Origin of the sequence: Streptomyces griseosporeus, assembly GCF_014656055.1 — a bacterium.
GTDB classification, from domain to species: Bacteria; Actinomycetota; Actinomycetes; order Streptomycetales; family Streptomycetaceae; genus Streptomyces; species Streptomyces griseosporeus.
Genome location: NZ_BNBR01000001.1, coordinates 26,198 through 51,952 on the forward strand (window position 1 = coordinate 26,198; position 25,755 = coordinate 51,952).

Here is a 25,755-nt window from a genome sequence, read left to right on the forward strand (position 1 = left end):
CCCGGATCACACCCGTATGTGTCAGGAGGACTGATGCACACCTTCACCGTGACCGAACGCGACGTCACCCAGGCCTGGGTCGCCGCCTGCAACAAGCTGGACCGCAAGGACAACCCGGACCGGACCGGCCTGCACACGGTGGTGCGCATCGCCGACCCGACGAACGACGACCCGGTATTCCGCGCCGAACTGGACCGGCTGCGCACCGCTCGCGGGCTGTGGCCGCTGGAGACCGTGGCCAGCACCCTGTTCCCCGCGGCCCTGGCGGCACGGAGTGCCGGCCCGGATGACCTCGCCGAGCGCTACCGGCAGATGTATCCAGTGATCAAGCGGTACCCGGGCAACCACCGCGGCACCTACTTCGGCCGCCTCGTGTCCTACCCTGCGGTGTCCAAGAGCGGCGTCGACCAGCTCGGCACCGTCATCAGCCGCCTGCGGGCCCAGGCCTCAGGCACCAAGATAGCCGCCGCCTACGAGATCGACATAGCCGCAGCCACGGACGCGGAGGAGGCCAGCGCGGACCTGCTGGTCCACACCGCCGGAAAGGACAACAGCTACATCGGCTTCCCCTGCCTGAGCCACATCTCCCTCCAGCTGGACCGCGAGCGGCGGGTGCACGCCGCGGCCCTGTACCGCAGCCACTTCATGTTCGAGCGCGCCTACGGCAACTACCTCGGTCTGGGCCGCCTGCTGGCCTACATCGCCCAGCAGGCCGAACTGGCCTGCGGGACCTTGACCGTGATGGCCGGCCACGCCCGGCTGGACGGTCCCATCACACAGCTGCGCCCCCTGCTGACCGGCACCGGCCGCCTCGCGGCATGACGGCAGCCCGCCGCACGGCCGCCGGCGTCACATGCGGCAACCTCATTGCTCCGGCGGGCCGTTGAGCTGCCACTTGGGCGGGAACCAGGCCGGCATCACAACGGCCTGCCGCCGGTAGGTCTGCTTGATGCGGCTGCGGCCGCTGATCCCGGCGATGTCCGGGTGGGCGACCCGGGCGTACTTGTCGACCTCGCAGAAAAGGTTCTGGCAGTCGATCAGCTGCAGTGGGCGCCCGCGCAGTCCAGCGAAGGCAAGCCCCAGACGGGCGAAGTGCTCGTCCTGCGTGTCGGCCATATAGCGGATGACGTCCGCATCGATGCCGTCGGCCGCAGGCCCGAAGCACTTGCGGATCCCGTCGCGCGCTCCGGGCCCGGCGACGACGAAGTCCATCTCCGAAAACGGCATCTCGGCCGCATAGTTGAGGTCGATCACGAACTGGTAGGCCAGGAACGGCCCGATCGCCGGGAATCCCAGCAGAACCTGGTAGGCGTCCTGCAGCGTCGGCGCGGACAGCACACGCTGCGGCGCGTCCGCCTTCATCATCATCTCCAGCAGCCGCAGATGGTTCTGGTGCTTGCGCTGCTCGCCGAGCTGCGGCGGGGGCACGATGTAGGCGGCGGAGTACAGCCGTTGCCCTGCGGTGAAGGCCTGTGAGAGCACCCGGTCAAAGGCCCGGTAGTCGTAGGCGTCCCACCGCACCTCTCCCAGTGCGCCGTTTAGCAGCCGCCACGTCGAGGTCTTGTTGAAGATCTTGAACAGCAGGGTCCGGAAGAAGACTTCCTCCCACGCCTGCTCGCCCCGGTAGATCACGCCACCGATCAGGTCCTGGCTGACCCGGTCGGCGGCCCGGAAGCAGTTGGTGAAACGGTATCGCTGCAGGATCGGATCGTCCGTGAACGGTCCCGCTCCCCCGGCAAGTCGCGCCTCGTAGACCTTCTGGCGCGCCGCCGCGAAGCGCCAGTAGGTGTCGAACACCGGCGTCAACGTCAGCGTGCGGCCTGCCACACGGATCTTCCTCACAGGGCCGCGGTCTAAGACCCTCTGCCCTGAACGCTCTTGCAGCACCGTCACCATGGGCTCAATATATATTCAATATAGATCGGTGTCAGCGAGGGGGACGTGTGGAATTGCTGTGGCAGCGTCCACGACGCAAGACGCTGGTCGACTGGCCGGAGGACGTGGACACAAAGCTGGACGTCCTGGTGCGGGCCGCGGCCGCAGCCGGGGAGCAGACGTCGCGTTCGCAGGTGCTGGCCGCACTCGTGACGGCGGCCGAGGTCCGTCCCGCCGTCGTAGCCGAACTCCTCCACTCCTACCGCCAGATGCCCGCCGGCGCCCTCGAAGCGGACAACACGCGCGAGGACCTGCCGTCCGTGCGCTCACCCGGACGCACTCGCGGCAGGAAATGACGCCGAGTCAGTTCCGCTTGCCCACTCGAGTCCCTTCGCTAACCCGGTCAACGCCGCCAAACGACATACGGTCACGGCTGCGTTCGCCGTCCCTCGACAGGCGCCGATCGGATGTCCCGCAGACCTGGGCCGATTACTCGAATGCCCTGACCAACGTCGCCGGGAACAGACCTAGATGGGCCTCAGGGATGACGAGCTCGGCACCTGGTTTGCTCCGGGCGACGCGGTGCCGGTACAGGGCGAGACGACATGGTCGTTCCTGCATCGCGTCGCCGTCTGCTACGGCCTTGAGGCCGGCGAGCTGCTGGCCTGGGGGTGGTGGCAGTGGGTGAATCCGGTCACCCAGAGCCGCGGCCGCCGCCCGGACGGCGATGTACTCCTGAACGTCATGGCACAAGCACAGGTCGCGGCGTGGGCCGGGGTCCCGGTTGCGCATCTGGCGCGGACATTGCCGTCGTGGACGGCCGGGCCAGCGTCCCTCGGTGAGCGGGCCCGTGCGGATCGGGGATGGGCACGGTGGCGGGTGGGAGCTCAGGCATGGGGGCCGGTGTCTTTCGGCTGCCGGCTGTGTGCCGCCCGGCGCAGCGGCCGGAGCCAGCGGGTATGGCGGTACGGGCAACGGTGGAATCGGGTGTGTTCCCGGCACGGGCGGTGGCTGCTGGACGTCGGCGATGGCCACGACCTGGAGTATCTGGACGTGGGCGGGTGCCAGGAGCTGGCTGCCGCCCAGGCGCGGTGGCCGCGGGTGGCCCGACGGGCCGTGAGCACGGGAGCGGAGCCGGGGGCTGTGTTCGCGGTGGCTCGGGCGGTGGTGTGCGGATGGTGGCAACAGGAAGCTTTCTGGCAGCGGGAGCATGTGTGGGGCCAGCGCCTTGAGCGCGTCACTCTCGACACCAGCCGCAGAAACGAGGCGGCGGCGTGGTGGCAGCTGGTCGCGCGGGACGCGGTTGTTTTCCCCGAGGTGGTAGCGGTGGCGGCCGCATTGGTGGATCCGGCCCTGCGGCTGCTGGTAACGGATGAACGGCCGCTTGTCCGCCGGTCTCGGCGCCATGACCGTTTCATGACCGCGCTCGGAGACCGGTTGGAGCGCGGCTGGCTGAAAGAGGTGGAGTGGCCGGAGAGGCCGAGCGCCCTGCAGACATGGATGAGGGGTGTGGCCCGCGAGCTGCGCTCACCGTCGCGGTCCGCTTCGCCACACAGCGGGATCTGGTGGGTGCCGGCGGCCCACCAGCCTGCCGAAGTGGGAGCGGGGCTACGTCTGTTGGCCACCACTCCACCAGTCGCCTTCCGAGGGCACGCCGGGGTGGCGGGGTGGCGGGCCGAGCTGTACGTGCCTCGACGCGTGGGGCGGGGCGCCGGGTTGAAGGCCGTGTCCGAGGAACGGTTCTGGGAGGGCCTTGGTCACGCGCGCAGGTATGTGGGCCGGCATGGGCATCTGACCGTCCCCCACGCCGGCGCCCCACAGGATGGCTTCGACCTGGGCCGATGGCTGGCGAATCTGCGCGCCGCCTCTGCCGGCTTGCCGCCCGAATTCGTGCGGGCGCTGGCGGAGCTGGACGTGTGGTGGAATCCGCCCTGGCCGATCAGCTGGCAGCGAGCCTGGCACCGGGCTCGTGCTCACGCCCTCGCCCACGGCCTCGTCAGCGGTGATGACAATCTGGCGGGGATGCCGCGCTGGCTCGAGCGGTGGCTGCGCCGGCAGATCGCCGAGTACTCGCGGCTGGCCGCCGAGCAACAGCAACTGCTCGCCCAACTCGGCCTAACAGCCGCAGAGATCGACCGCTTCCACGCCTGGCCCGCGCGGCGCCGCAGCGTGCTGCACGGCCTGGAGGCTGCTCACGACTACGCCGCCCGCCACGGCCACCTGGCCGTCTCCCAGCCCACCTCTCATGACGGGTTCGCCCTGGGCAAGTGGCTCAACCAAGTGCGCCACCGTCAGCGCGCCGCCACCCAACCCACGCGTCTCGGCCGGCGGCTCACTGCCCTGGACACCTGGTGGAACCCGCCCTAACCACTGGACTGGCAGCGGTACTACTGGGCCGCCCGCCATCATCTCCATGGCCTGCCCGAAGGTGTGGTGTGGTGGACCGGCGCACCGGACGAAGACCAGGCCCGGCAGTGGTTGCACGCGCAGCAGGCATCATGGCATCTCCTCCAACCCGGGCAACAGGAGCTGGTGAGCGGCGCTGCCCGCGGCGGGGTGGCGCGCTGTCGCTTCAGCAGCGGTGCCTCCGCGCACGAACGCGACACCTGAGCCCGTGTACCGGGCTCATCCGAGGCCTCAGAGATCCCGGTCGAGCACGGGGTTCCAGGCAAACCAGTCCAGCGCTTCGGCTCCCAGCTCGTACGGTGCGTTCAGGAGCGCTCGTTCCACCTCAGGCAGATCGTCATGAACGATGGCAGGGGCCCGTTGCAGGATCTCGGAGAAGTCGATCTTGTAGACGGCCCTGAGGCGTTCCACGAACGCGGGATCCTGTCCGCGAAGTCGGTCCATGGCGGCACGTACCCGTGGCTCCCATGCGGGCATCCCGAAGTGGTCAGAGGCACCGAAGCCCTGAAGCGCGGCAAGGAGGAGGAACTCCTCAGAAGAGAACGTCTCCTGCAGGTACATCAGGTAGTCGATGGACTTCTTGACGTGCTTCTTGATCTCGCCAAGCGCGCCGTATCCGAACTGGGTCAGCGTGCCGGACGTGCCGGGCCAGACGAGCTCGCGGTCGAGGATGCGCTTCTCGAACCGCAGCAGCGCGTACTGCTTGGGACTGTTCACCGCTTCGAGGGCCTGGTGGTAGACCCAGGTGTTGCGGGCGAACATGACGCCATCGTGCAGCTTGTTGCGCCGTCCCCTCGCTCCCGCATGAGCGTCTTCGATGGGCCCGTTGCGCCAGACGAACTCGGTGATACCGACCGCGGCGGCGTTGGCGAGGTTTCCGCTCTCTGCGGTCACGCCCAGTGCGCTCAAGCGCTCCCGTGCATACGTCATCGCGGCTGCGTAGTCGTAGTCCCCCACCAGCTCTCCCATCCGCTCCGGCAGGCTCCGCCCACCGCCCTACTCCATCTTCTCGGAGGAACGGGCTCCCAGTGCCGCCTTTCAGCGGTCTGCACACCGCGTTAGTGCCAGTCCGAGAGGGGTTCTCGGCTCAATGAGGCAAGGAGAAGGTGGATGGGGCCTGTTGCAGTCCTCATGGTGGTGCCAGCGGCCGAGGCGGACGGCGACGTGACGCGCTGATGCGGTATGACCGGCATCACGGTGAGAAGGCGCGATACACAGGCCGGGCTCACGGCTGAGTGCGGCTTTGCGCGGCGGATGGCATGCTGGGCAGCGTTTACCGGTCCCGCCACGGCGGGACCGCTGATCAGGCGTGGCTTTCCACCGTCCCGGACAGCCAGGCTTCGAGCAGGCCCACCGGCACAGTTTGGTGGAGCTCGGTCTGAGCTCCTTCGCGGTCAGGTTCGGCTCGTCGATCACTTCGACAAGCTCGTCGGCGAGGGCAGGGTGCACGTCCTGCAGGGATTTGCCGGGCTTGGGGCGGACCCTGGCTGCGATGGTGCGTCGGCGGGCGCATCGGGGGCATCCGCTCGACTGACCTGTGCGGCGGTTTGGAGGGGCGGGGTACTCGAAGCGGCAGTGTGGTTCGGGGCACCGCCACTGGCATGTCTTGTTCGACGTGGGGAGCAGGTCGAACGCGGTCCAGCCGGGGTGGCCGACGATCTCGATGAGTTCTTCGGCCATCGTCGGGTTGACCTCGGCGAGTGATTCACCAGGGCCGGGCCTGCTGTTGGCCGCGCCGACCCGTGCGTGACCGCACCGGCTGCAGCCGCGGCCAGCAAGTGCCCGGCTGTGCAGTACGGCCTTCCATTCGTAGCCGCACTCCGGCTTCCCGCACCGCCACAGGCACACGTCGTTGCAGCCGGGCGCCATCCGATCAGGCGCCTTGCCCGGGTTGGTGAGGTTCGCGATGAACTCCTCCTCAAGGTGGGGCGCCACGTCCACCGCCGACACCTCTGGGCCGGCCACGGCCTTCTGCCACAGCTGCGCACCCCTCGTGAGCGCCGCGGTGACCTCGGCCGGTGTGAGCTGCCGCCAGGAAAGGCCGCGGCCCCGCAGTACGGCACCCACCGCCTCCGCCCAGCCCTCGGGGTTCACCCCCGGCCCGGCCTCATGGTGGACCAGGCCGGGCACCGGGACGGGCGGCAAACCGCGGCTTCGGATGCGTTCCACGTCGAGTCCAGCGGCGATCGCTGCCGCGGTCTTCGCGGTGTCACGCTCCAGGCTTCCTGGCCTGTTGTGGGTCCATTCCGGGTCCAGGTCGATGAGCAGGGCCGGCTCGGGTAGGTACAGGTCGAAGCGGTCCTGACGGCGCCCGGGCAGGCGGAGCCGGTGGTCCAGCTCCACGTCAAGCCCGCAGGCGGCCTGGACGAGCATGGCGACGTTGCATTCGAACGGGGAGCGGCCATGCCCGGTGCAGTCCGAACAGCCACGCCCATTGGTGCGATTGGCGAGCCTCGCCGGCCAGAAATGCCCCTGAGCGCACTCCCACACGCACAGGTCATGGGACTGCGGGCGCAGGGTGTCCGGCCCACGGTTGGGGCGGCTGAGATTGCGGCGGAACTGCCATGCCAGCGCAGGATTCAGATCGGCCAGCGATTCTCCCGGGCCAGGAGCCCGGTTGCGGCGCTTCCAGCACTCAGGGCACCCCGAGGGTTTGACGGTTCGGGTGCGAAACTGCAACCGGGCGGGCCACTGGTGACCGCATCCTTCCGCCGAGCAGCGCCACTGGCACCGGTCCGTAGAAGACAGCGGTATGGCCTCCAGCGCCATATCCGGGCTGGACAGGTTGGACACGAACTCGGCCTTCAGCCGAGCCCGAACTGCAGCCACCTCGGTAGCACTTCGCCGTTTACCCATGACGGCAGATCCTGACAGCCGCCACTGACAACGGCCCTTCATGGGTCCAGGCTTCCCAGACCAGCTCCCCCGTCATCACCGACGCCGTGCCCGGTGACACCACAGCGGCGCACCCCATACGGGCGCCCGGGCTCCCGGCGGTTACTCAGAGTATGGTGCGAGTCGGGACACCCCGGCAACGACGAGGGCATCAACTACCCGTTGCCAATCGTCAGCCAGGCCCGCGTCGGCGACAACTCGGCGCAGTTCGATCAGCCATGGTGTCAGGAGATAGGTGCGGTTCGCGATATGGCTGGGATCGGCGAGGACAAGGCTCGCCACCCACGGAAGGCCGACGCGTGCCTGTTCCTCGGCCGGCAGGGGCTTGATGAAGGCGATGAGCTGATCCACGCATGCGACGTGGCCCTGAGCATGGGGCAGCCAGTGGGCGACTGTGTCCTGCCAGGCCAGCGGATCCCACCAGATGATGGGCTTCCCCTGAACTTCCCGGTAGAGGTAGGCGGTTTCGGGGACAGGGTTGGGCAGGAGCGAAGCCAGAGCAGAGTGGTAGTCGCTCCGTCCGGCGAAGGGCGTGTGCCCGGAAGTCTGCAGGGCGATGACGTGGGCGACCACCGTCGGCCACATCCGCCGTGCCGTGGCTGCTCTGTCCGCTGACTCCTCGGCAGCCGAGGACAGCGCGCACAAGAAGCTTTCCAGGCGCGTCGCGTCGTCGGCGTAGGCGTCAAGGTGCTGGAAGACGGGCGCGTCGTCGCCCGTGCCTGCCACCATAAGCAATGCCCGCGCCGCGATCAGGGCGTGGGTGCCGCGACTGTCCATGTCTTGTTCGGCAGCGAGCAGCGCGCGGCGGTGCGCGGCGAGGAGTACCGCGAGGAGTTCGCGGGCCGGGGTCGAGACGCAGATCGACGCCGTCGCTGCCGCGCCGAGGGCCCTGATCGCTGCGTCGAGGCGGTCTACGTAGATGGAGTCGTCGGTGGCTTCGTCGAGTGAGTGCGCGACGGGATCGTCGAGCGCGACGACCCTCCGCCGACTGGTCTGCGGATCCCAGTTACCGAGGATGCAGTCGCGCATCGTCTCAACTGTCAGCTGGAAGGCCGTTTCGTGATGGCAGGCGATGTTTCCGGCTGGGCACGCCGCATGCCAGACAGGGTCGAGGCCGCGGGCCAAGTGCACACGATCCTCGTTGGGGAGGGAACGCGCCAGCTTGCCTGCCGCGGCAGCGGCCTGGCGGTACGTCGTGGAGCCGTCCGTGCCGTCGATCTGGGCGCGGAGCTTCGCGGCGGCGGGCAGAAGAAGGAGCGGCAGTGCCTCTGCGGCAATGCGGTCAGCCCCCTGTTCGAAGTAGGAGTCCTCGGCTTCGAATCGGCGTGGCGATGCCGCGCCCTCCCCGATGCGCAGGAGTGTGTCGACGGCGAAGCGCAATGCGTCGGCGGGCAGTTCAACGCCGTCCACGATCTCCGCGGTGAGTGCCGTCGCGGCCACGACGGCAGGTACGTCCCACTGGCTGGCGGGATCAGGGTCTGGCGGGTTCGCAAGGAGTTCTCGGGCCGAAGCCAGGTCGGAGACCAAGTCGTCCGCGCTGATGTGTTTGTCTGTGCCGTTTCGGGGATCGATGTAGTAGCGGACGCTCAGCCGGATGGCTTCCTGGGCGCGTGCCATTTCCACGTTCCTGACCTGCAACGCTTCGACGACGTCGCTGGGAGGCGAGCTCTTGATCTCCAGGCCGCCTTCCACTTGCTGTGCTTGGTAGGTGTTGCGGTCGAGGCTGCTAGCCCAGGCACGCACAGCCGCGAGTTGTTCTTGGACGGCCGGCTCATCGAGTTCGCCAGGTTCTTCCTCAGCCAGTCGCCTGGCCGTTGCGACAAGTTGTTGCCCGATCAGTCGCAACTCGTCACTGCGCTGGTCGTCAGCGCGTAGCACCATCATCATGGCTGCCTCCCGCAGCGACCAGCGTCGGCGCTCGGGAGCCGCCAGTCCGTCGGCGAATGCCCTCAAGCCGCTCGCTTCTTGGACGACACGCGCGAACTCCAGATGCCAGATCACCGGCTCGGCGAGATAGCGGTCCAGCAGGCGGTCGGCGTGCTCCAGATGGCGAACGAGCAGGCCGACGACCAGGCCGACCATCGCCAGGTTCTCGCAGTCCTCAAGCAAGGTGGCGACCAGTCTGTCCAACGGGACGCCTGCCTCGACCAGTTGGTCACACACCCGTTCCAGAGCTTGCAAGGCGCTCATACAAGGATATGGACCGACGCCGGTTCCGCGGTACCAGAGCCAGACGTGCTCGTCTCCGACGTAGGTCCGGCGAGCCCCTGCGACGTCAAGTTCTGTCCGGTAGGCGTCGAGGTCGTGGTCCTCGATCCGGACACCGTAGGGACGGTGATGGCCTGTGAGGGTGCGTGCGCGCGCCAGTGCGGCGTGGTTGAGCATACGGTTCAGCACCGAGACGCCGTTGCGGAAGTCCGATTGGAACAGCGGCATGAACGGGCCGCGATACCAGGCCGCAAGGGGAGTCACGCCGAGCCCGCGAGCACCATGGCGCCGGATGCCCTCCTCGTGGAATCCTGACCCGTCTTCGTCCTCGTTGAGGTAGTAGGCCTCGGTCAGCTCGGCAAGGAAACCACGCCGATACATGGCCAGAGCCCGGCCGGTCAGCACTTCCTCGACGGCGGGACCAGCCCATGCTGGCGCGTCGCGCGCAACGCGGCGCAGAATAGCCTCGCCGTCCTCACCGAGATCCGGGCCGAGCAGTGCCAGCAGTTCGACCATGAGCTCATCGGTGATCTCACGGGGGAGCTCAAGACGCCTGCGACGGCGCTCGCGCCTACGGCTGTCTCCCATGAAGACCAGCCGCTGCCTCTCCAGGAACTGGCGCTCGGCTTCGGCTTCCTCAGCTGGCTGGGCTGCCTTGGCCGCAGCCGCGGCTGCCTGCTCGTCGTTGAACCGGCGCTCGGCAGCGGCGCAGGCGGCTAGCAGGCGGTCGTGCAGCCTGACCCGGAGCGGATACCCAGCGGGTGTTTCCGTGATGATGACGGCGTGGAGCCAGTCCCGCAGCATGTCCTGCACGTACTTGCCCTGTTGCCAGGGTTCGTCTTCATCGAGGAGCAGGGCGATGAGGGGCTCGGCTGCGGCGATCCGCACCAGGCCCGCTTCGTTGTGTAGCCGCTGGTGCACGAGACGGATCAGTCGCCGCAGGTCGGTGCCAGGCTCAGCGCGCAGCATGGGCCAGGCCCCGCGCAGGACCGGGTCGGGCGCTCCGAGCGTCAGGAGCGCTTCGCCGGGCACGTCGGCCCAGCGGTCCCCGTGGCCTGCCGTGACCAGGTCGTCGAAGGCCTGCTGCAGGCGGGCGAACCTGCCGCGCAGAGGGGCTTTCGGGGTGTCGGGAGCGGCAAGCAGTGCCTGGCAGGCAAGACGTGCGGCACCGAGCGCCCAGCGCGGCACGCCGGCCTCGACCAATTTCGCCGTGAGGTGGCCGGCTGAGAGGAAGAGCCGGGCGATCGCATACCGGCGCACTTCGTCGTGGGCGAACTGCGGGCCGATGGCGAACGGGTCGTCCATGTCCGTGCGCAGCACCCCGTCCTGGCGCAGTCCCGCAAGCGCCGTGGGATCGATCGCTCCGACGACCTCCATGGGGTCTCCTTGGCCGAGTTCCAGGGCGGCCAGGCGGAGAAGGGCAATGTTTCGGGCGTCCGGGGTCCCGCGTTCAGGACGCCGGCGAAGCACCAGTCCCGACCACACCTGCTGCATGGCATCGGCGTCGCTGAGAGGGGTGCTCTTCACGCCTCCTCGGACGAGCAGGTCCACCACCACAGGTCGGCGCAGCAGCTCACGTGAGCGCGGGTCTGCCGCGAGAGCCGACAACTCGTGAAAGACTGCGACGATTTCGGCTACCTGGGCATCGGTCAACGGTGGTACCTCGAAGCTGGCGACCTCCCCGACGCAGCGATCGTTGATCGTGTCACGGACCACTTGCTGGGCGTCGTTCGCTGTGACGGCGACAACTTTGACGTCGACCTGGCCAGCCGCGTCCATCAGATAGAGGAAGGGGTCCAGCATGCCCTCGGCGAGCGCATCCGCGCCGTCGATGACAAGGAGGCGCCGGGGGGCGCTCAGCTCGCCGAGTAGCGCGGTGAGCGAGGTGCCGAGTACGGACTCCAATTCTACTGTGGTCGGGGGAAGGTGCCGCAGGTTGATGCAGGCCACCTGCGTGGAATCGGGGTCCTGTGCGGCTTCGGTGAGCGTGCGGACGACGAGGGCGCTCTTGCCCACGCCGGAGTCACCGTGCGCGACGACCGCCGCCGCTGGGGACTCCACGAGCTGGAGCAGCTGACTGGCCGTATCGCTCCGGTCAAGATGCACCGTGCGACTGTCCTCGGTGGCGATCTCGTTGCGCACCGAGGCAAGCGCCCGTTCGTGAAGGTGGCTGAGGGCCTTCCATCCCTGCCGGTGGCGGCGTGTGGTCGAGTCGAGGACCTGGTGCGCGTCGCGCCGCAGAAGACTCAGGTCGACGGTGGCTGCCTTCGGCGGGTACTCGTCAGCCAGGGCAACGAGCCGTTCCAGCAACCGTGTTGCCCCGTAGAGGTCAGTGCCGCGGGCCACAGGGATCAAGGAGTTCGTTACTCGGGCCCAGTCCGATTCGTCCGGTGTCTCGAGTCGAGGCATGAGTACGGTCAGCCGTGACAGCAGTTCCCAGGTGCGCTGTTCGACGAGCTGCGGGCTGGGATCGGCGGTCCCGAGCGTGGCCAGGGCGAGTTTGACGAGTTCTTCGATGTGCGTGAGCCGTGTTCGAACGCCGGCCAGGAACTTTTGGTGCGTCCGAATGAGGCCGAAGAAGCTGGGCGCATCCTTTTGCGCGACGGCCTCGGCGGCGAGTGCTGCCAGCTGCTCCGCGTGCTCTTGCGGACCGGCGACAACCAGAGCGGCTCGGTATTCAGGCCCCTCGGCGGGTGCGTTGACGACCTCCTGCACTAACGTGCAGATGAGCTTGGCGCTCGACTCGTTGCTCTTGACGAGATTGGGTGCGCGGCGCATGGCGGGCGAGCACCAGGGACGGCTCCGGCTCGTCGGCACGGGCCGCGCGGATGACGAGGTCGTCAACCGAGTGTTCCGGTGCTTGCTGAAAAGCCACGCTGACGACCGACCGACTGTCGCCCAGCTCGGCCGCACCCTCTCCGAGGAGCAGATGGGCAAGGTATTGGACGGCGACTTTGCGCTCGAAGGTGACGCCGCCGCCACCGGTCGCGTACGGGCTCATCCCGGTGGGAGCCGGAGCGTCCGCGGCGCTCACCCGGGTCTCCTCCAGCCACGTGCGCAGCACGTCCTTGTCGGTGTTGAGGCGCCACTGCTTGGCACGCCCGACCTGGCTTGAGGTGGCGAACCCGGCCTCTCTGAGCTTGCCCAGCGCCGCTGTCGCCGTGGTCGGAGACACGTCCAGAGCCCTCGCGACCATCCGGCCGGACATGGGCGTGGCCGTGCTGGCCAATGCCTCCAAGGCCCTGTACGCGCTCTCGCCCAGCATGCCGCGGAGCAGGTCGGCGGTTGAAGTCACACCACCACCATAAGCCTTGATGTCCAGAGCAGTTGGACATCAAGAGGGTTTGCGCGGTTGTGAAATCCGGCGAGCGGGCGAGACCCCGCATGATCTCAGCCCTGGCCGCAAGCCGTGAAGATCTCAGCGGCCAGGCGCACGACCGCCAGTTCCCGCTTGACGCCAAGTCGTATGCCGGTGCCCTGTTCGCCGGTTCGATGCGACACCGCTGCGCGGGACAGCAGACCGCCGGATACCTGCCGCTCGACTGCAGCGACACCTGCGGCATCAACCACACTGGCCTCTACCTCTCCCGACCCGGCATCCCGATCGCGTGGCCCGTCCTGAGTTTCTCAACGCCCTCGGCGCTGACACACCGCTCCCCTAACGATGCACCATCGCCGTCGGGCGAAGCACTCGCCGCAGTCGCCGACGGTGTGGGGGACGCTGAGAGCCAGGGATCCAGGAAGGCGGCATCACGAGGGCCAGGGCGGATGGGACAGCCATCACGGCAAGGTGCAGCTCGCGCGGTTGGAGCGGCGCCCATCGCCCACCAGTTGTGCTCAAGCCACGTACCGAACAGGCAGCCTCACGGGCTGGTCAGAGGAGAGAGCTTCGGTGACGCTCCAAGACCCGTCAGCAGACTGATCCTGGGCACGGCCTTTCCGGCGCGCAGACGTCCCCGGCGTTCTTCGGTGAGCGCTTCAATGGTCGTGTCTGCCCACTGCGTTTTGGCGGTGGCCATGATGAGACCGGACGCGCCGACAGCTGCGCACCCCTCCATGAGCTTGCTGGCCTCGTTTCGCCGCTGGCCAGGGCTCCTGCCGAGAGAGTCGTTGCTCTTGGCCTCCCCCAGCCACAGTTCCTCCGTGGTGGCAAGAGCGAAGTCCATCTCGACGAATCGCTTGTCGTCCTTGAGGAGTTCGAACTCCTCACATACCAAACCTCCTCGCGCCCAGTACTGGTTACGCAGATACTGCGTGGCCAGCAGTGGCACGTCTCCATCGTTCGTGACGAGCTCCAGCACGGCCGGGTGCAGGTCGTAGAACCAGCGGGGCTCGTCTGCGGCTGGCTTCCAACGGTTCTTGGCGAGCTGGTTGTCCCCTCCGCAGCGCCTGCAGCGGTAGCTCTGACTGATCTCGGCGAGGGGATAGAACTCCAGAATGGGGCAGTGATCGCAGCCAAGGATCAGCCCGCGCCGCAGCACACCTTGTGACGTCCACTGGTCGATCTGCTCTCTGCGAGCGGCCAGTTCCCAGCTGCTGTCGTCATGCGCTTCGATGGCCTCCCAGGACAGCACGACCGCAGACTTCAGCTTCCACCAACTGCCTTCCGGGCAGCCGGTGTTCGGGGCGTCGGAGGTGAAGCGGTGCAGGAGCGGCCAACCGGGGCTGGCGGCCAGTGCCTCCAAAGCGGCACGGGACCCAAGGAGCCGCTCGGTGATGGCAGCACGTCTGCCGGCAGGGCTGGGCAGAATGGTGATGTCGTTCGCTGCGGCGGCGACCTGCAGGATGCGTTTGATGCCGGGCCAGGCCAGTTTGGGAGACGCCAGCGAGCCAGCCAGCGAAGCCCCGCTCGGTACGAAGTCGTAGCGGTGCGACCAGTAGGTGATGCCTCCGTCGGCTGCGCGGACGAAAGTCTCCCATGGGCTTTGGCCTGTTGCCGTGACGGTGGACGAGTCCAAAACGACGAGAGGCGGGACCGGGTGGTTGGCGGCGGTGAGAGTGACCTGCCAGCGGTGCTCATTCGGGTTGAGGCCGCGTGGGACCTCCGCAGCGAGAGACAGCGATGTCTGGAGTGAGCCGTCCGATTCCACGGTCGCGGGAAGAGAACGCGGTTGGTCCCAGGCGTTCTTCAAGACCACCATGAACGGATGGGCCAGGTCGATGTTGCCGGGCTCAACCACGTCGAATGAGCGCTTCTCCTCGTCAGGATCAACGGACCTGACAGGCCGCCTGTCCCACCGCGTGTTGATGCGTTGCTGCGTCTCCTCCAAGCTCAACGACGCGCTCGTCACCAGCAGCCGCTCCGATGCGCTGCCGGGAAACAACCACATGTCGCTGAGGCCTGCTTCTGTCCAGGGGATCCAGGTCACCGCGCCTCGGATCTGCCGGAGGGTCTCGGCCAGTGCGAAGTCTTCGGGCCGGTTTCCCAGGACGGCAATGCGCTCCCGGTGCTGGAAGGCTCTCGTGATCGGGACGCACAGCGCTGCCTCGTGTGACCGGGCCGCGTGGGCTCCATCGGCTTCATCTGGGTGCAGTTGCGACAACAGTGCCGACTCGGCGCCGCGGAGAGCTGCCTCCCGCCACTGCTCAGCTGGAATATCTCCGCTGGCGTCGGATGCCTCGATGCCGACATGCATGGCGTAGGCCAGAGCCTCCGGGGTGGTCACGAGAGTCGCCGGAACACCCATGACAGGGGTCGTGGCCACCGCAGCCAGCGGCGTCAGTTCACGTGCGTTGTCGTAGTCAAACAGATGGCTGCACTGGACGTGGTCATCCCGTCGGTTCGCGCCCAGGCGTGAACGAAGGCTGTCGGCAGCCGCCTCAGCCTCGTGCACGACTGTTCCGTTCCACGGTTCCTTGCGCAGCATCTCCTTGAACTGTGCTGCGATGGAATTGTCAGAGATGTTCTTCTCGGCCAGCAGCCGGTCGATAGTGCCGGGGTACAGGGCGTCGAACGTGGTCCACGACGGACCGTAGGCAACCACGTGATCGGGGTGCAGGCGTGCCAAGCACCGGTCTACTGCGGGATGTCCGACCGCGCTGGACGGCACCACCACACTTCCACTGCAGCCCCACACCCTCGACAGCCGGGCAAGGCCCGCCGCCGTCCACCGAACCCAGCGCTCATCGTCGTGTGGCACCACCACAACGATCCGAGGCGGCCTGGCCGCATAGGACAGCGGAAGGAAGACGAAGGGCTGTTCAGGCACCCGCCCAGTTTGACATCTCGCAGGCATGGGCTGACATCCGACGGGCCTGATCAAAGCTGTACGCATGGCCGGAGGGCGTCATCAGCGGGCGCAGATAGCGGCACATTCGTGGGGCACGGATGACGGCCGTCGCGGCGTACGCACGGTAAGCGATCTTGGGATGGATCACCCGTACACGCTCACCGACCGGACCCGTCAAGTGCCGGTAGCCGCCCCGCATATGGGTCCGGCCCCACCCCCGGACCCTCCCCCACCACCGCCCTCTCATAGAGGTTCTCAGTCTAGATGCAGCAGTCTTATCCGACCTGCAAGACCGCAGGTCAAACAGCCCGTCGTGTCTCTAGAACCCGTCGCGATGTATGTGCGGTACCACAGGTCAACGACAGACGGTCACAGCAACATCAATGAGACCTCACACCGGCAGTCGGCGGCCGGGACCAGGACGTCACATTGCCGTGCTGCCCGGGCTCCAGCTCGTGAACGTCTCGGGCGTGGGCTGCGGTCCGGCGCGTGCCGGTGGAGTTCCTCGACCACCGAGACACGGACTGGGCAAGTCTCGGGCTCGGCTACGAAGCCGACCCCGCACCCGCCCCCGCCGGCGGTCGGCCTGACTGCCGCCAGCGAGTCACCACGGCAGCCTGTCTAGCCCCTCTGCCACGCAGCGGTTGTAGTTTTTCGTGCATTCGAAACCGCAAGCCGGGTCTTCCACTCCCGAGCAGCCCGCGACGCACTCGTCGTAGTAGTCGCTGCACCGGACATACCAGTCGTCGAACTCATACATGATGGGCATCGGTAGGGCAGAGGCTCGCGGAAAGGCTCTGGAAGGGAGTCCGGGCCGACGGCCGACGACCGGAGGGTCGACCACCGCATAGCGGGCCGGGCGGACGGCCGTCGCTCGAGCGGTCGGGGAACGTGTTTTCGATGTCCATGCGTTGAGCTGCTGAAACACAGACGCGAGGGTATCGCTGGCGAACAGCGCCTCCGCGACTTGGAGCCGCTTTCCACAGCAGTTCCGCACCTCCCCCGTGCTGAACACCCCCTCGATCTCCCTCTTCGGGATGACGAGGCTCCGATCGCAGGCGCACCCGCCTTCCCGCGGCAGAGGCGTTACCCGGATCTCTTCGTCGGATCCGGGAACGGGCTCGACGGTGACACGTACGCGGCTCTGCTGTTCGAGCAGAGTGTCAACACTGATGGGTTCCTCCGGCATCGGCGTCCTCCGTGATCCTGTCGACGCAGCGGATTGCCGTACAAGTCTCTCCGCCACCCGCCGAAGGGCTGCGTGACACGCAGCATCCACGACCAACAACTGCCCGCTCAGCGGGCGGCGGGAGGACAAGGCGGTCTCATACCGGTCCGCGACAACCCGCAGACATTGGGGCGTATCCGAACGATACTTCGCGATGCGGTGGAGCATGGCCGAGGAGGCGTCGGCCTACGCGGTGGCCGTCGCGGAGTCCATGGGGCTGGTCTGCTTCGACGTGCAGCAGGACCGGCTCAGGCCGTGAGGAGAGCCTCCAGTCGGCGGTAGCCGATCAGGGCCGCGGCGATGCCGACGAAGGCGATGAAGTGGTCGGCGTTGCGTTCGTAGCGCCGGTGGAGCCGTCGGCAGCCGGCCAGCCAGGACACGGTTCGCTCGACCACCCACCGGTGCCGGCCCAACCGCTGCGAGGACTCAATGCCCTTGCGGGCGATGCGAGGGCAGATCCCGCGCTCGCGGAGCCATCGGCGCAGGCGGTCGTAGTCGTAGCCGTTGTCGGCGTGCAACTTGGCCGGCTTCCGGCGCCGGGGCCCGCGGCGGGAGCGGATGGGCGGGATGCCCCGGACGAGCGGTTCCAGGGCCTGGGTGTCGTGCATGTTCGCACCGGAGATGCCCAGGGACAGGGGCAGCCCGTTCCGGTCGCAGATCAGGTGGATCTTCGATCCCAGTTTGCCGCGGTCGGTCGGATTCGGTCCCGTCAACGGCCCCCTTTTGCCGCCCGCAGACTGACCGAGTCGATTACGCACCGGGACCAGTCCAACCACCCCGGGCCCCCAGTTCGTTGAGGATCACGCGGTGGAGCCGGGCCCAGACCCGGTCCCGGCTCCACTGGGCGAATCGGCGGTAGACCGTGGGCCAGGCCGACCCGAACACCGGCGGGAGCTAGCGCCAGGTGCAGCCCGAGGTCGCCACGAAGATGATTGCGGCCAGGGCCTCGCGGTCACCTGCCTGGCGCCGCCCGCCGTCCTCGCAGGTGCTGGACCTCATGGCCGCGCTGAACGCCTCCGTGGAGAAGGAAAAGACCGTCCGCGGCGAACCGGCCGACGTGCACGAGCTGCCGAAGAAGACAGCGAAGAAGACGGCGGCGAAGAAGACCGCGGGCCGACGGCCTCGGAGCGCATGAAGGGATTCGGCGCGCAGGGTCAGGCGCCCAGAGCCCACGGCGGGAGCCCTGCGACCGTGGCAGTGTCGCTGCCGGCGGACTACGCGTCTGCTCCCGCCGAGCCGGTCAAGTGCGCAGTGATGGCGGCAAGCCTTGTACACCGTCGAGCTTGGCCCCGCTCCAGTTCACACCGGCGAGCTTGGCGCCTGTAAGGTCCGCGTGCCTCAAGTCTGCCCCTGTGAGATCCGCGCCTCGCAGGTCAGCGCCCGCCAGGACTGCACCGGTGAGGTCCGCGTCCACGAGGGTCGCCTTGGTGAGATTGACGGTCTGGTCCAGCTGAACTTCATGAAGTTTCGCATAGTTCAGATCCGCCCTCGTCAGATTGGCGTTCTCTAGATTTGCGCTGGTCCAGTCCGATGTCTCCATCGAGGCTTTGGACAGGTCCACGGCGCGGAAGTCTGCTCCTGTCAGGTTCGCCCCGAAGACGGCGGCCTCCCGCAGGTCTACGCCTATGAACAGTGAGTGACGGAGGTCCGCTCCGTTGAAGTCAGCCCAACGGAACGCTGCGCGACTCTTGGGCTTGTCGGGCGCCTCGAGCTGTCCAAACACCTCGGCTCCGCGGAGATCGGTTTCCCGGAGGTCGAGCACGGCTTGACCGTCATGGTCGGGTGATCGACGGCCCAGCACGTTCAGAGTGGCTTGTACATCAGTAGGCAAGGTGACCGGAAAAAACTGGTCCAAGTAACGGTTCGGCTCCTTGACGAAGCCACTGGCTGGCACCGGGGCATGCCGGCGCACATACGCCGACAGCACCGAGACGATGGTGGGCTGGTCGCGTGGGGAGTCCTGCATGATGCGCTCCAGGCCGTGAATCCCACCCAGGCGCACATCCGCGGAGTCCGATCCGAGATTGCGGATCGCGGCATTGAACCGGTTGGTGATCTGCCCCTGCTCGGCGATCCGCAGCTCAGCCCGTGTCCCCTCGACTGACATCCACGTGAACACTAGGGCGACCAGAGCGGTCAAGCCTGGTAAGGCTGCGGCCACCAGGCCCAGCCGCTCCGCCCGGCTCGTGCCGCCGTTGCCGCGCCGACCAGGGCCGCGTCGGTTGTGCTTTTGCCTGTCGGTCCGGCGATGTGCGAGGCGCCTGAGGAGTCTGGTGCCAGAGTTGCTCCTCATTCTTCTATGACATCTCATATGGCCCACAGCGGCGATTTGGATCACTTGTGCTTGGCGATGGTGAGGCTTGCGTCTCAGGATGACGGGCCGATGCCGTGCCACCTCCGTCCCATCACAGGATGGGGAGCCGCTGCCGCGGGCTCCGGAGCCGGAGCAGCCTTTTGCAGGTATTGGACCTCATGGCCGAGCTATGCGCCTTCGTGGTCGGCGCGCCTGAGCCGGATCCGCCCGCGCGACACGGCTCGGTAAGTGTGTGCGAGGTAGGTCGCCGACCGGCTGGTACGTCCAGGCCTGCGCGACCAGGCTCTGCGTCGGCCGCAGCTGAACGCGACCGTCGTCCCGAGCTTCCCACGAGGTGTTCTCACACTCGGCGGGGTGGATGTGGTCGGTGAGGTCATTCGCCGACAGCGGCACCGAAACCCACAGGTGCGGGGGGATGCGTCCGGGGCCGAAGACGCCTTCGCTGAGCTGCTGGCCGACCGGGTGCGGACGCTCGGCCCCGACCACCCCGACACCCTCACTACCCGGCACAACCTCGCCTTCTCGCGGTGGGAGGCGGGGGGATGCGTCCGGGGCCGCCGCAGCCTTCGCCGACTTGTTACCCGACCGGGTGCGCGTGCTCGGCCCCGGACCACCCCGACGCCCTCATCACCCGACACAACCTCGCCTACTCGCGGGGAGAGGCAAGGGAGGACGTTGGGGCCGCCGCCCTCGCCGACTTGTTACCTGGCCGGGTGCGCATGCTCGATCCCGACCACCCCCACACCCTCGCCCACTGGCGGAGGCAGGCTGTCATTGCTTCACCAGTCCAACCGCGTCCCCTCAGGTCGGAGGATTGAATTGCCGCCGTCCTCGACTGACGGCAAGGGCCCCCACCAACATCCGTCTCCACTTCTGACCACGCAGTCCGCGAAGTGTTCCTCGAAGCACAGCTGCACTCCCGCTCGTGCAGCCAGTCCGAGGAGCCCGGGTCGTAGCGCACCCAACGGTTTGCGCGTGCGCGTCGGCAGGTCGCGGGTCTGGTTTGGCGGAGCATGGCGCGGCGGCCGGTCTCTCGGTGACCTCGCTGAAGAAGAGCACCGGGACGTCAACCCAGAAGCCCAGCGCCCCGCGCAGCGTGCCGCCGGTGAAGGATGTAGGGCGGGAACGCGGCAAGAGCGGCCGCCAGGCCCTCGTGGCTGTCCCTCTGGATGTGGATGCTGCCAGCACGGATGTACTCGTCTCGGGGCTCAGCGCTTCAGCCCGCAGTGTCCTTTCCTGTGTACCGAGCAGCGTCCAAGGTGGCCCGGGCGGTGAGGGTGTCCGGGTGCTCCTTGCCCAGTAGCCGTTCCCGGTCGGTCACCACCCGTTCCTCGATGGTGATGGCTTCGCCGGTGCTGCCCGCCTGCCGATAGGCGCCGGCGAGATTGCCACGGGTGGCGAGGGTGTCCGGGTGGTCCTCGCCCAGGAGGCGCTCGAAGTCGGTCACCACCCGTTCCTCGATGGTGATGGCTTCGCCGGTGCGGCCCGCCTGCAGGTAGGAGCTGGCGAGGTTCACGCGGGCGGTGAGAGTGTCCGGGTGGTCCTCGCCCAGGAGCCGTTCCCGGTCGGTCACCACCCGTTCCTCGATGGTGATGGCTTCGCCGGTGCGGCCCGCCTGCAGGTAGGAGCTGGCGAGATTGCCACGGGCGGTGAGAGTGTCCGGGTGCTCGTCGCCCAGAAGCCGGTCAGAGTTGTCCGCCATGCTCTTCCAATAGGAGACGGCGTTATGGGCCAGGCCTGCGTCGTACAGGCCTTTGCCGGCGCGGTAAAGGACGGGGTGCCCGTCGGGGTGCCAGAGGTGGTCGTGGGTGTGGTCGGTAAGGGCGTCGGTGTTGGCGCGCAGCGTTGCGGCGAGGGTCGGCGTATGGCTGGTCGACCTCGGGCCATGTGTGAAGCAGCGCGTCAGCGGCAGCACGGGCCAGGGCTGGGAGGTTGGCTGTGGGGCTGTTTTCGCGGACGGCGCGGGCGGTGAGGGCGTGGATGCGGATGGCGCGAGGTTCGGCGCGAGTGTCGCAGGTGAGCAGGGCGTAGCGGTGCAGCAGGCGCAGGGCTGAGTGGGCTTGGTCGGCGGTGACCTGCTGCCGCGCCGAAGGTTCCTCTGCGGTGCGCTGGTTGGTGAGGTAGTTGAGGAGGTGTGGTTTGGTCCAGAGGGTGTGGGGGTGGCCGGCGGGGTCGAAGAGGGCAGCCAGGCGGAGGGCGGGGATGGCCAGGCCGGTGGTGTCGGCGGCCTGGGCGGCGTCGAGGGAGAGCAGGAGTGCGGCGGTGATCTGCCGACCGTAGCCCTCAGTGTCAGCCGTTTCCGGCAGGGCCTGCTCCAGCCGGGTTCGACGGTCGGTGAACTGCTGTAGGTCAGTGGTGCATGTCAGTCCCTCATTGATCAAGTGGGCGGCGGCAAGGCCCAGCGCCAGCGGAAGGTAGCCGAGTGCTTCGGCGAGGGCCGGGGCGCTGTCGTCGAGGAGGTGATCCATCCCCTCGTCTGTGAGGCGGGCGCGCAGGTAGGCGTCGGCCTCGGCGGCGGTGTAGACGTCGACGTCGATGCGGGTCCGGCCACCTCCGGTCAGCAGTGCGTCCTTACGCCGGGTGGTGGCCAGAGCCCACCCCGTGCCCGTCCGGCTGGTCGGCCACCAGCGGTTGACGGCGGCAGGATCGGCGATGTCGTCCAGAACCACGAGCCACCGCCGCCGTGTGGTGGCCAGCCACTTCAGCAACAGTTCGGCGTCGGTCTCCGGATCCTGGCCTGTTACCCCAGGCAGGTGCAGGGCGGCGGCGGCTCGCGCGTACTGAGTGATCACCTGCTGGATTTCGGTTGCTGGCGCCCACACAACCGCCTCGGCGCCGTCTTTGAGGGCGTCAGTGGCGCAGGCCGCGGCCAGCTGTGTTTTGCCGACGCCACCGCCACCGGAGAGGACCGGGGCGAGCACAACCGACCCGCTACCCGCGCGCGCCGTGTCGATCTGTTCGCGCAGGACGCTGCGTGGCTGGAACGCCGACGCCAGGGTAGGAGTCGTCCCTACCTCTACCGGCCAGACCACGTCCTCCCTGCCCGCGCTGGCCTTCGTGGTCTGGGCGGTTACGTCCTCCAGCACCGCTGTGGTGCCGACGTGTCCGTGCTGGCTGACGAGGTCAGCGAAGCCCGGCAGGCTGAGCGCCTCGTGGACGGGTACGGCGTGCAGGCGGCGGAAGTCCATGGCCCAGTCATCCTCAACCGCCACCCCTACGAGCCGGCCGTGGCAGAAGATCGCCGAGCCCGAGGCTCCCGCCCACAGGCGCCTCTCGCCCTGCCCCGGGGCCGGCCACACGGGACAGTCCAGCACCCAGCCCGAAGGCGATGTCGAAACGACGGGCAGCTCTCCCGGCAGGTACTCGAAGTGCCCCGGGCTGTCGGTCCCTGCAGCGAAGGCGGGAAAGCCGGCTCCCTCGAACGGCACAGGGGTGACGCCGCTCGGTCTCCCCCACCGCACCGGCTCATCGCCGGCCATCACCGGCTCCTCCAGCCACAGCAGCGCCACATCCAAAGCGTCCGCAGGCGGAACGCCCAGTTGCGGGTCCGGCCATCGCACCCACGCTCGCTGACTGACCGGGCCGGCTCCGTAGCGCGGGTGACCCACCCGCACCTCCACCCGTCCGGCCCACCGGCCCTCGACCAGGACGACATGCAGGGCCGTCAAGACGAGCTGGGGCCCGATCAGGTAACCGGATCCTGAACCGCCCGGGCCACCGGTGCGCACCCAGACCAGGCGTCGCGGATCCACCTCACGCCTCCCACGGCCGCACCTGAGCACCCTCCACGCCAGAGTCATGCCCCACGGCATCGTCTTCTGCGTCGTCCAGCCCGCCATCGGTGCGCCGGATCCTGGCCCGCTGCCCACCCCGCGCTTCATCACGGACCTGCAAGGTCAAGGTCAGCACCTGCCGCCGCGTACTGCCCAGCCCACCGCCCCCCTCCACGCCCGCCTTGGCACCCCAGGCACCTACCTCGACCTTCACCTTGCCCTCGCCGTCCCGGCGGAACTCCACCTCCAGCGACAACTCCGCCTGCTCCACCTCGAACTGGAACTGCTCTGATGCTCCCTCGTCCTGCGCCGCATAGAGCTCCTGGCGAAGCTCCCTCAACGCCTCAGTCAGCGAAATCCCCATGATTTCCCCCTCATCAGACAGACCGCACATACATCTGCGATCACAGCTTGGCCTAAGCAAGCCCCACGCCGCAGCGACTTGACATTCCACGCAACGACGCGCCAACTGCCGCCGTCGACCGGGACGGCGGTGATCAGCTCGGCGGGCAAAAGGGGGCCACTAGAGCAGCGTGCGTGTCGTCGGCCTCCACGGTTTCCAGCTCGGCCGCCATCATCATCGCCGCCCTGCCCCCGTGCCCAAGGCCCACGCCCGCAGACGGGGCACGGCCGGGGCACCAGCCGCGCGGGTCTGCCATGCCCGGTTCCGGATTCGACCGAGGGGGCGTCGGTGCGAAACAGAGCTGCCGATCTGGGGCTCGGAGAAATCCGCGGTGATGACGCCATCGTCAAACCGACCGGAAAGCCGGACAAAGAGCCAAGGCGCCCGACCGGACGCCGACGTCGTCAGAAGGTGTCCGTTGCGACCCATTTGACTCACGGTTTGCCCCCTCCCCGCACTGGGTGCCGGCGCCGGTTCCGCAACCCAGTTCAGCACAACACCAAGGGACGTCTGCCGAAAAGCTTGCCCGTTGCGGGCAGCGCGGTCACGCTGGCGGCATGGCGAGTTCGCGGGGGCCAGCAGTGCTCAGGGCGGCCGGGCGCGCCGGGGCATGGCTCGGGGTTTTCGCCGTAGGGTCGTTCGTGGCGACCGGGTTCACCCTGGCTACGGCATGGCCGCTGCTGGCGCTGTCATCGCAGGGGCATCGGAACCCGCTGGCCTTCTTCATGGCGTGCGGCGGGGTGGTCGTAGGCCTGCTCGTCCCGGGGCTGTCGGCCATGTACCTCTCCTCCCACGGCCGCGAGAAGACGGCCTGGGTCGTCGGAGCCTGTATGGGCCTGCTCATGGTCTCCGCGTACGGCTTCGTGCTGCACTTCGGCCAGCAAGATTCCGACCAGCAGGCTTTGCATGACCGCGGAGTCCCGGTGATCGGGGTCGTGACCCGGCAGTGGAATCTGTCGACACCGGACGGCGACGCCTCCGGGGTGGTCGTACGGCTGCCCGACGGAACCACACACCAGCTACAGGGTGAGCAGTCGCCTGAAGGATCGCGCGTCGTCGTAACAGTCGATCCACGCGGCCACGTCGACGAACGGCTCGGACCGCCGCCCGAGGCACCGGGCAGAGTCGCGTTCAAGTTGTCGGTCGCTGGAGTGGCCCTCGGCTGCGTCGCATCATCCGCCTGCTGCGCGGGGCCTTTCGCCGAGGACTTACGGCACTGCCTACGCCGAAGGGGACCGGTCGGCCGGGCACCAGCGAGGATACGGAATTCCCGGGGAACCAAACCTCCCCAGCGCGCCGCCTGATCTGCGGCGGGTGGCAGGACCGCGCGCAACACTGACGACGCCGCGGGGACGACGTACCGGCCGCGCCCATGTCGCGCATCCGCAGGGCACGCTGGGGACCATCCCCGCGGGCGCGGGGAGCAGGGACGCGGCCCGAAGCCGTCCGTCGACATCGAGGGACCATCCCCGCGGGTGCGGGGAGCAGCTCCGGGCGCAGGCCACCACCGAGGAGACCCGGCGGACCATCCCCGCGGGTGCGGGGAGCAGCCGCTCCCCGAGAAGATTCACGTCTCTGTCGGGGGACCTTCCCCGCGGGTGCGGGGAGCAGTCCGCACGACCGAAAGATGTGCCGATGTCCTGGGGACCATCCCTGCGGGTGCGGGGAGCAGGACCAGGAGGGACAGGACCGCATCAAGTGGGGGGGGGACCATCCCCGCGGGTGCGGGGAGCAGCCGAGGACGCTGACGCCGATGAGCATGCCGTTGGGACCATCCCCGCGGGTGCGGGGAGCAGCTGGCGGGGGTGCCCGAGGATGACCGACCTTGGGGGCCATCCCCGCGGGTGCGGGGAGCAGCACGGCAGGGTGACCTCCACCGTGGGGAAGAAGGGACCATCCCCGCGGGCGCGGGGAGCAGAGCCTCTGGCTTGGTGCGCCACAGGGACGTGCGGGACCATCCCCGAGGGCGCGGGGAGCAGGAGTCGAAGAAGATCAGCGGGACCGTGCGGTCGGGACCATCCCCGCGGGTGCGGGGAGCAGAGGCCGTCCAACAGTTCCTCGCCTTCCTCCTCGGGACCATCCCCGCGGGTGCGGGGAGCAGACGTACTGGCCCCGCTTCGGCGGGGCCTGTTGCGGACCATCCCCGCGGGCGCGGGGAGCAGAAGCCCACTGGTACGAGCAGGATCGCGGCCAGGGACCATCCCCGCGGGTGCGGGAGCAGTCCACCGGGCTCGGCAACCTGCGCAGCGTCCAGGGACCATCCCCGCGGGTGCGGGGAGCAGTCGGTGACGGTGACGCTGTTCGGCGCGGTGATGGGACCATCCCCGCGGGTGCGGGGAGAAGGAGGTGCAACTCGTGTAGGAGGCCGCCGTGCAGGGACCATCCCCCCACGGCTGCGGGGAGCAGAACCCGGACCTCCCCCT

17 protein-coding genes, 1 pseudogene and 1 CRISPR repeat array are annotated in these 25,755 nt (G+C 68.2%); of the genes and pseudogenes, 5 read left to right on the forward strand and 13 right to left on the reverse strand.

Features of this window, described 5'->3' with window-relative positions:
* The first annotated feature begins 33 nt into the window (after positions 1 to 33).
* Positions 34 to 822, forward strand: coding sequence for a thymidylate synthase family protein (locus tag IE308_RS00095; RefSeq protein ID WP_202539786.1), 789 nt, complete (start codon positions 34 to 36; stop codon positions 820 to 822).
* 42 nt (positions 823 to 864) lie between these two features.
* On the opposite strand, the gene IE308_RS00100 is transcribed toward IE308_RS00095, so the two are convergent.
* Positions 865 to 1,896, reverse strand: a complete 1,032-nt coding sequence (locus IE308_RS00100) for a nucleotide kinase domain-containing protein (RefSeq protein ID WP_229908627.1) — start codon at positions 1,894 to 1,896, stop codon at positions 865 to 867.
* Between the two features lie 47 nt (positions 1,897 to 1,943).
* On the opposite strand from IE308_RS00100, the gene IE308_RS00105 reads away from it, so the two are divergent.
* Complete coding sequence (locus IE308_RS00105) at positions 1,944 to 2,231, forward strand: hypothetical protein (protein ID WP_190216020.1); 288 nt, start codon at positions 1,944 to 1,946, stop codon at positions 2,229 to 2,231.
* Positions 2,232 to 2,406: 175 nt separating this feature from the next.
* Positions 2,407 to 4,242 carry a Helicase associated domain protein gene (locus tag IE308_RS00110; RefSeq protein ID WP_190216021.1) on the forward strand — a complete coding sequence of 612 codons (1,836 nt, stop codon included), beginning with the start codon at positions 2,407 to 2,409 and terminating at the stop codon, positions 4,240 to 4,242.
* A gap of 270 nt (positions 4,243 to 4,512) precedes the next feature.
* Here IE308_RS00110 and IE308_RS00115 read toward each other — a convergent pair whose 3' ends face one another.
* The 8 genes and pseudogenes from IE308_RS00115 to IE308_RS00150 all read right to left on the reverse strand — a co-directional run.
* The gene (locus IE308_RS00115; protein ID WP_019524953.1) at positions 4,513 to 5,250 is read right to left on the reverse strand and encodes a hypothetical protein; all 738 of its coding nucleotides are present in this window, start codon (positions 5,248 to 5,250) and stop codon (positions 4,513 to 4,515) included.
* A gap of 69 nt (positions 5,251 to 5,319) precedes the next feature.
* The gene (locus IE308_RS00120; protein ID WP_190216022.1) at positions 5,320 to 7,074 is read right to left on the reverse strand and encodes a zinc-ribbon domain-containing protein; all 1,755 of its coding nucleotides are present in this window, start codon (positions 7,072 to 7,074) and stop codon (positions 5,320 to 5,322) included.
* A gap of 204 nt (positions 7,075 to 7,278) precedes the next feature.
* The gene (locus IE308_RS00125; protein WP_190216023.1) at positions 7,279 to 12,162 is read right to left on the reverse strand and encodes an ATP-binding protein; all 4,884 of its coding nucleotides are present in this window, start codon (positions 12,160 to 12,162) and stop codon (positions 7,279 to 7,281) included.
* Complete coding sequence (locus IE308_RS37550) at positions 12,062 to 12,679, reverse strand: winged helix-turn-helix domain-containing protein (protein WP_229908628.1); 618 nt, start codon at positions 12,677 to 12,679, stop codon at positions 12,062 to 12,064. The genes IE308_RS00125 and IE308_RS37550 overlap by 101 nt, the downstream gene beginning before the upstream one ends.
* A 95-nt stretch (positions 12,680 to 12,774) precedes the next feature.
* Positions 12,775 to 12,954 carry a hypothetical protein gene (locus IE308_RS00135; protein WP_190216024.1) on the reverse strand — a complete coding sequence of 60 codons (180 nt, stop codon included), beginning with the start codon at positions 12,952 to 12,954 and terminating at the stop codon, positions 12,775 to 12,777.
* Between the two features lie 293 nt (positions 12,955 to 13,247).
* On the reverse strand, positions 13,248 to 15,593 hold the full coding sequence (locus IE308_RS00140; RefSeq protein ID WP_190216025.1) for a hypothetical protein: 2,346 nt from the start codon (positions 15,591 to 15,593) through the stop codon (positions 13,248 to 13,250).
* A gap of 625 nt (positions 15,594 to 16,218) precedes the next feature.
* Entirely contained in the window at positions 16,219 to 16,803 is a 585-nt protein-coding gene (locus tag IE308_RS00145; protein WP_190216026.1) for a hypothetical protein, read from the reverse strand.
* A 287-nt stretch (positions 16,804 to 17,090) separates the two neighbouring features.
* Positions 17,091 to 17,823 (reverse strand): annotated as a pseudogene (locus IE308_RS00150) (IS5 family transposase); the annotation flags it as partial.
* On the opposite strand from IE308_RS00150, the gene IE308_RS36655 reads away from it, so the two are divergent.
* Positions 17,747 to 17,977 (forward strand): hypothetical protein, encoded by a 231-nt coding sequence (locus tag IE308_RS36655; RefSeq protein ID WP_229908777.1) that lies wholly within the window; start codon positions 17,747 to 17,749, stop codon positions 17,975 to 17,977. The pseudogene IE308_RS00150 and the gene IE308_RS36655 sit on opposite strands and share 77 nt — an antisense overlap.
* A 105-nt stretch (positions 17,978 to 18,082) precedes the next feature.
* Here the strand turns inward: IE308_RS36655 and IE308_RS00160 are convergent, their stop codons facing one another.
* From IE308_RS00160 to IE308_RS00170, 4 genes are all read right to left on the reverse strand, one after another.
* A complete protein-coding gene (locus tag IE308_RS00160) occupies positions 18,083 to 18,982 on the reverse strand; it encodes a pentapeptide repeat-containing protein (protein WP_190216027.1) in 900 nt (299 codons plus the stop codon).
* 1,390 nt (positions 18,983 to 20,372) lie between these two features.
* Positions 20,373 to 20,999 (reverse strand): tetratricopeptide repeat protein, encoded by a 627-nt coding sequence (locus IE308_RS37295; RefSeq protein ID WP_308440087.1) that lies wholly within the window; start codon positions 20,997 to 20,999, stop codon positions 20,373 to 20,375.
* Positions 20,881 to 22,908, reverse strand: coding sequence for a hypothetical protein (locus tag IE308_RS00165; protein WP_308440068.1), 2,028 nt, complete (start codon positions 22,906 to 22,908; stop codon positions 20,881 to 20,883). Before IE308_RS00165 ends, IE308_RS37295 begins: the two co-directional genes overlap by 119 nt.
* Position 22,909: 1 nt before the next feature.
* A complete protein-coding gene (locus tag IE308_RS00170; RefSeq protein ID WP_229908629.1) occupies positions 22,910 to 23,293 on the reverse strand; it encodes a trypco2 family protein in 384 nt (127 codons plus the stop codon).
* 680 nt (positions 23,294 to 23,973) lie between these two features.
* Between IE308_RS00170 and IE308_RS00175 the strand changes: the two genes are divergently transcribed.
* Positions 23,974 to 24,636 carry a hypothetical protein gene (locus IE308_RS00175; RefSeq protein WP_190216028.1) on the forward strand — a complete coding sequence of 221 codons (663 nt, stop codon included), beginning with the start codon at positions 23,974 to 23,976 and terminating at the stop codon, positions 24,634 to 24,636.
* A 94-nt stretch (positions 24,637 to 24,730) separates the two neighbouring features.
* Positions 24,731 to 25,673: a CRISPR direct-repeat array (repeat unit 26 nt; unit sequence GGGACCATCCCCGCGGGTGCGGGGAG).
* Positions 25,674 to 25,755 lie beyond the last annotated feature (82 nt).

Excerpts from the sequence above, each read along its gene's own strand:
- IE308_RS00095 (WP_202539786.1), top strand. The coding sequence starts at position 34 with ATGCACACCTTCACCGTGACCGAACGCGACGTCACCCAGGCCTGGGTC.
- IE308_RS00100 (WP_229908627.1), bottom strand. The coding sequence starts at position 1,896 with ATGGTGACGGTGCTGCAAGAGCGTTCAGGGCAGAGGGTCTTAGACCGC.
- IE308_RS00110 (WP_190216021.1), top strand. The coding sequence starts at position 2,407 with ATGGGCCTCAGGGATGACGAGCTCGGCACCTGGTTTGCTCCGGGCGAC.
- IE308_RS00115 (WP_019524953.1), bottom strand. The coding sequence starts at position 5,250 with ATGGGAGAGCTGGTGGGGGACTACGACTACGCAGCCGCGATGACGTAT.
- IE308_RS00125 (WP_190216023.1), bottom strand. The coding sequence starts at position 12,162 with ATGCGCCGCGCACCCAATCTCGTCAAGAGCAACGAGTCGAGCGCCAAG.
- IE308_RS00145 (WP_190216026.1), bottom strand. The coding sequence starts at position 16,803 with ATGCCGGAGGAACCCATCAGTGTTGACACTCTGCTCGAACAGCAGAGC.
- IE308_RS00170 (WP_229908629.1), bottom strand. The coding sequence starts at position 23,293 with ATGGGGATTTCGCTGACTGAGGCGTTGAGGGAGCTTCGCCAGGAGCTC.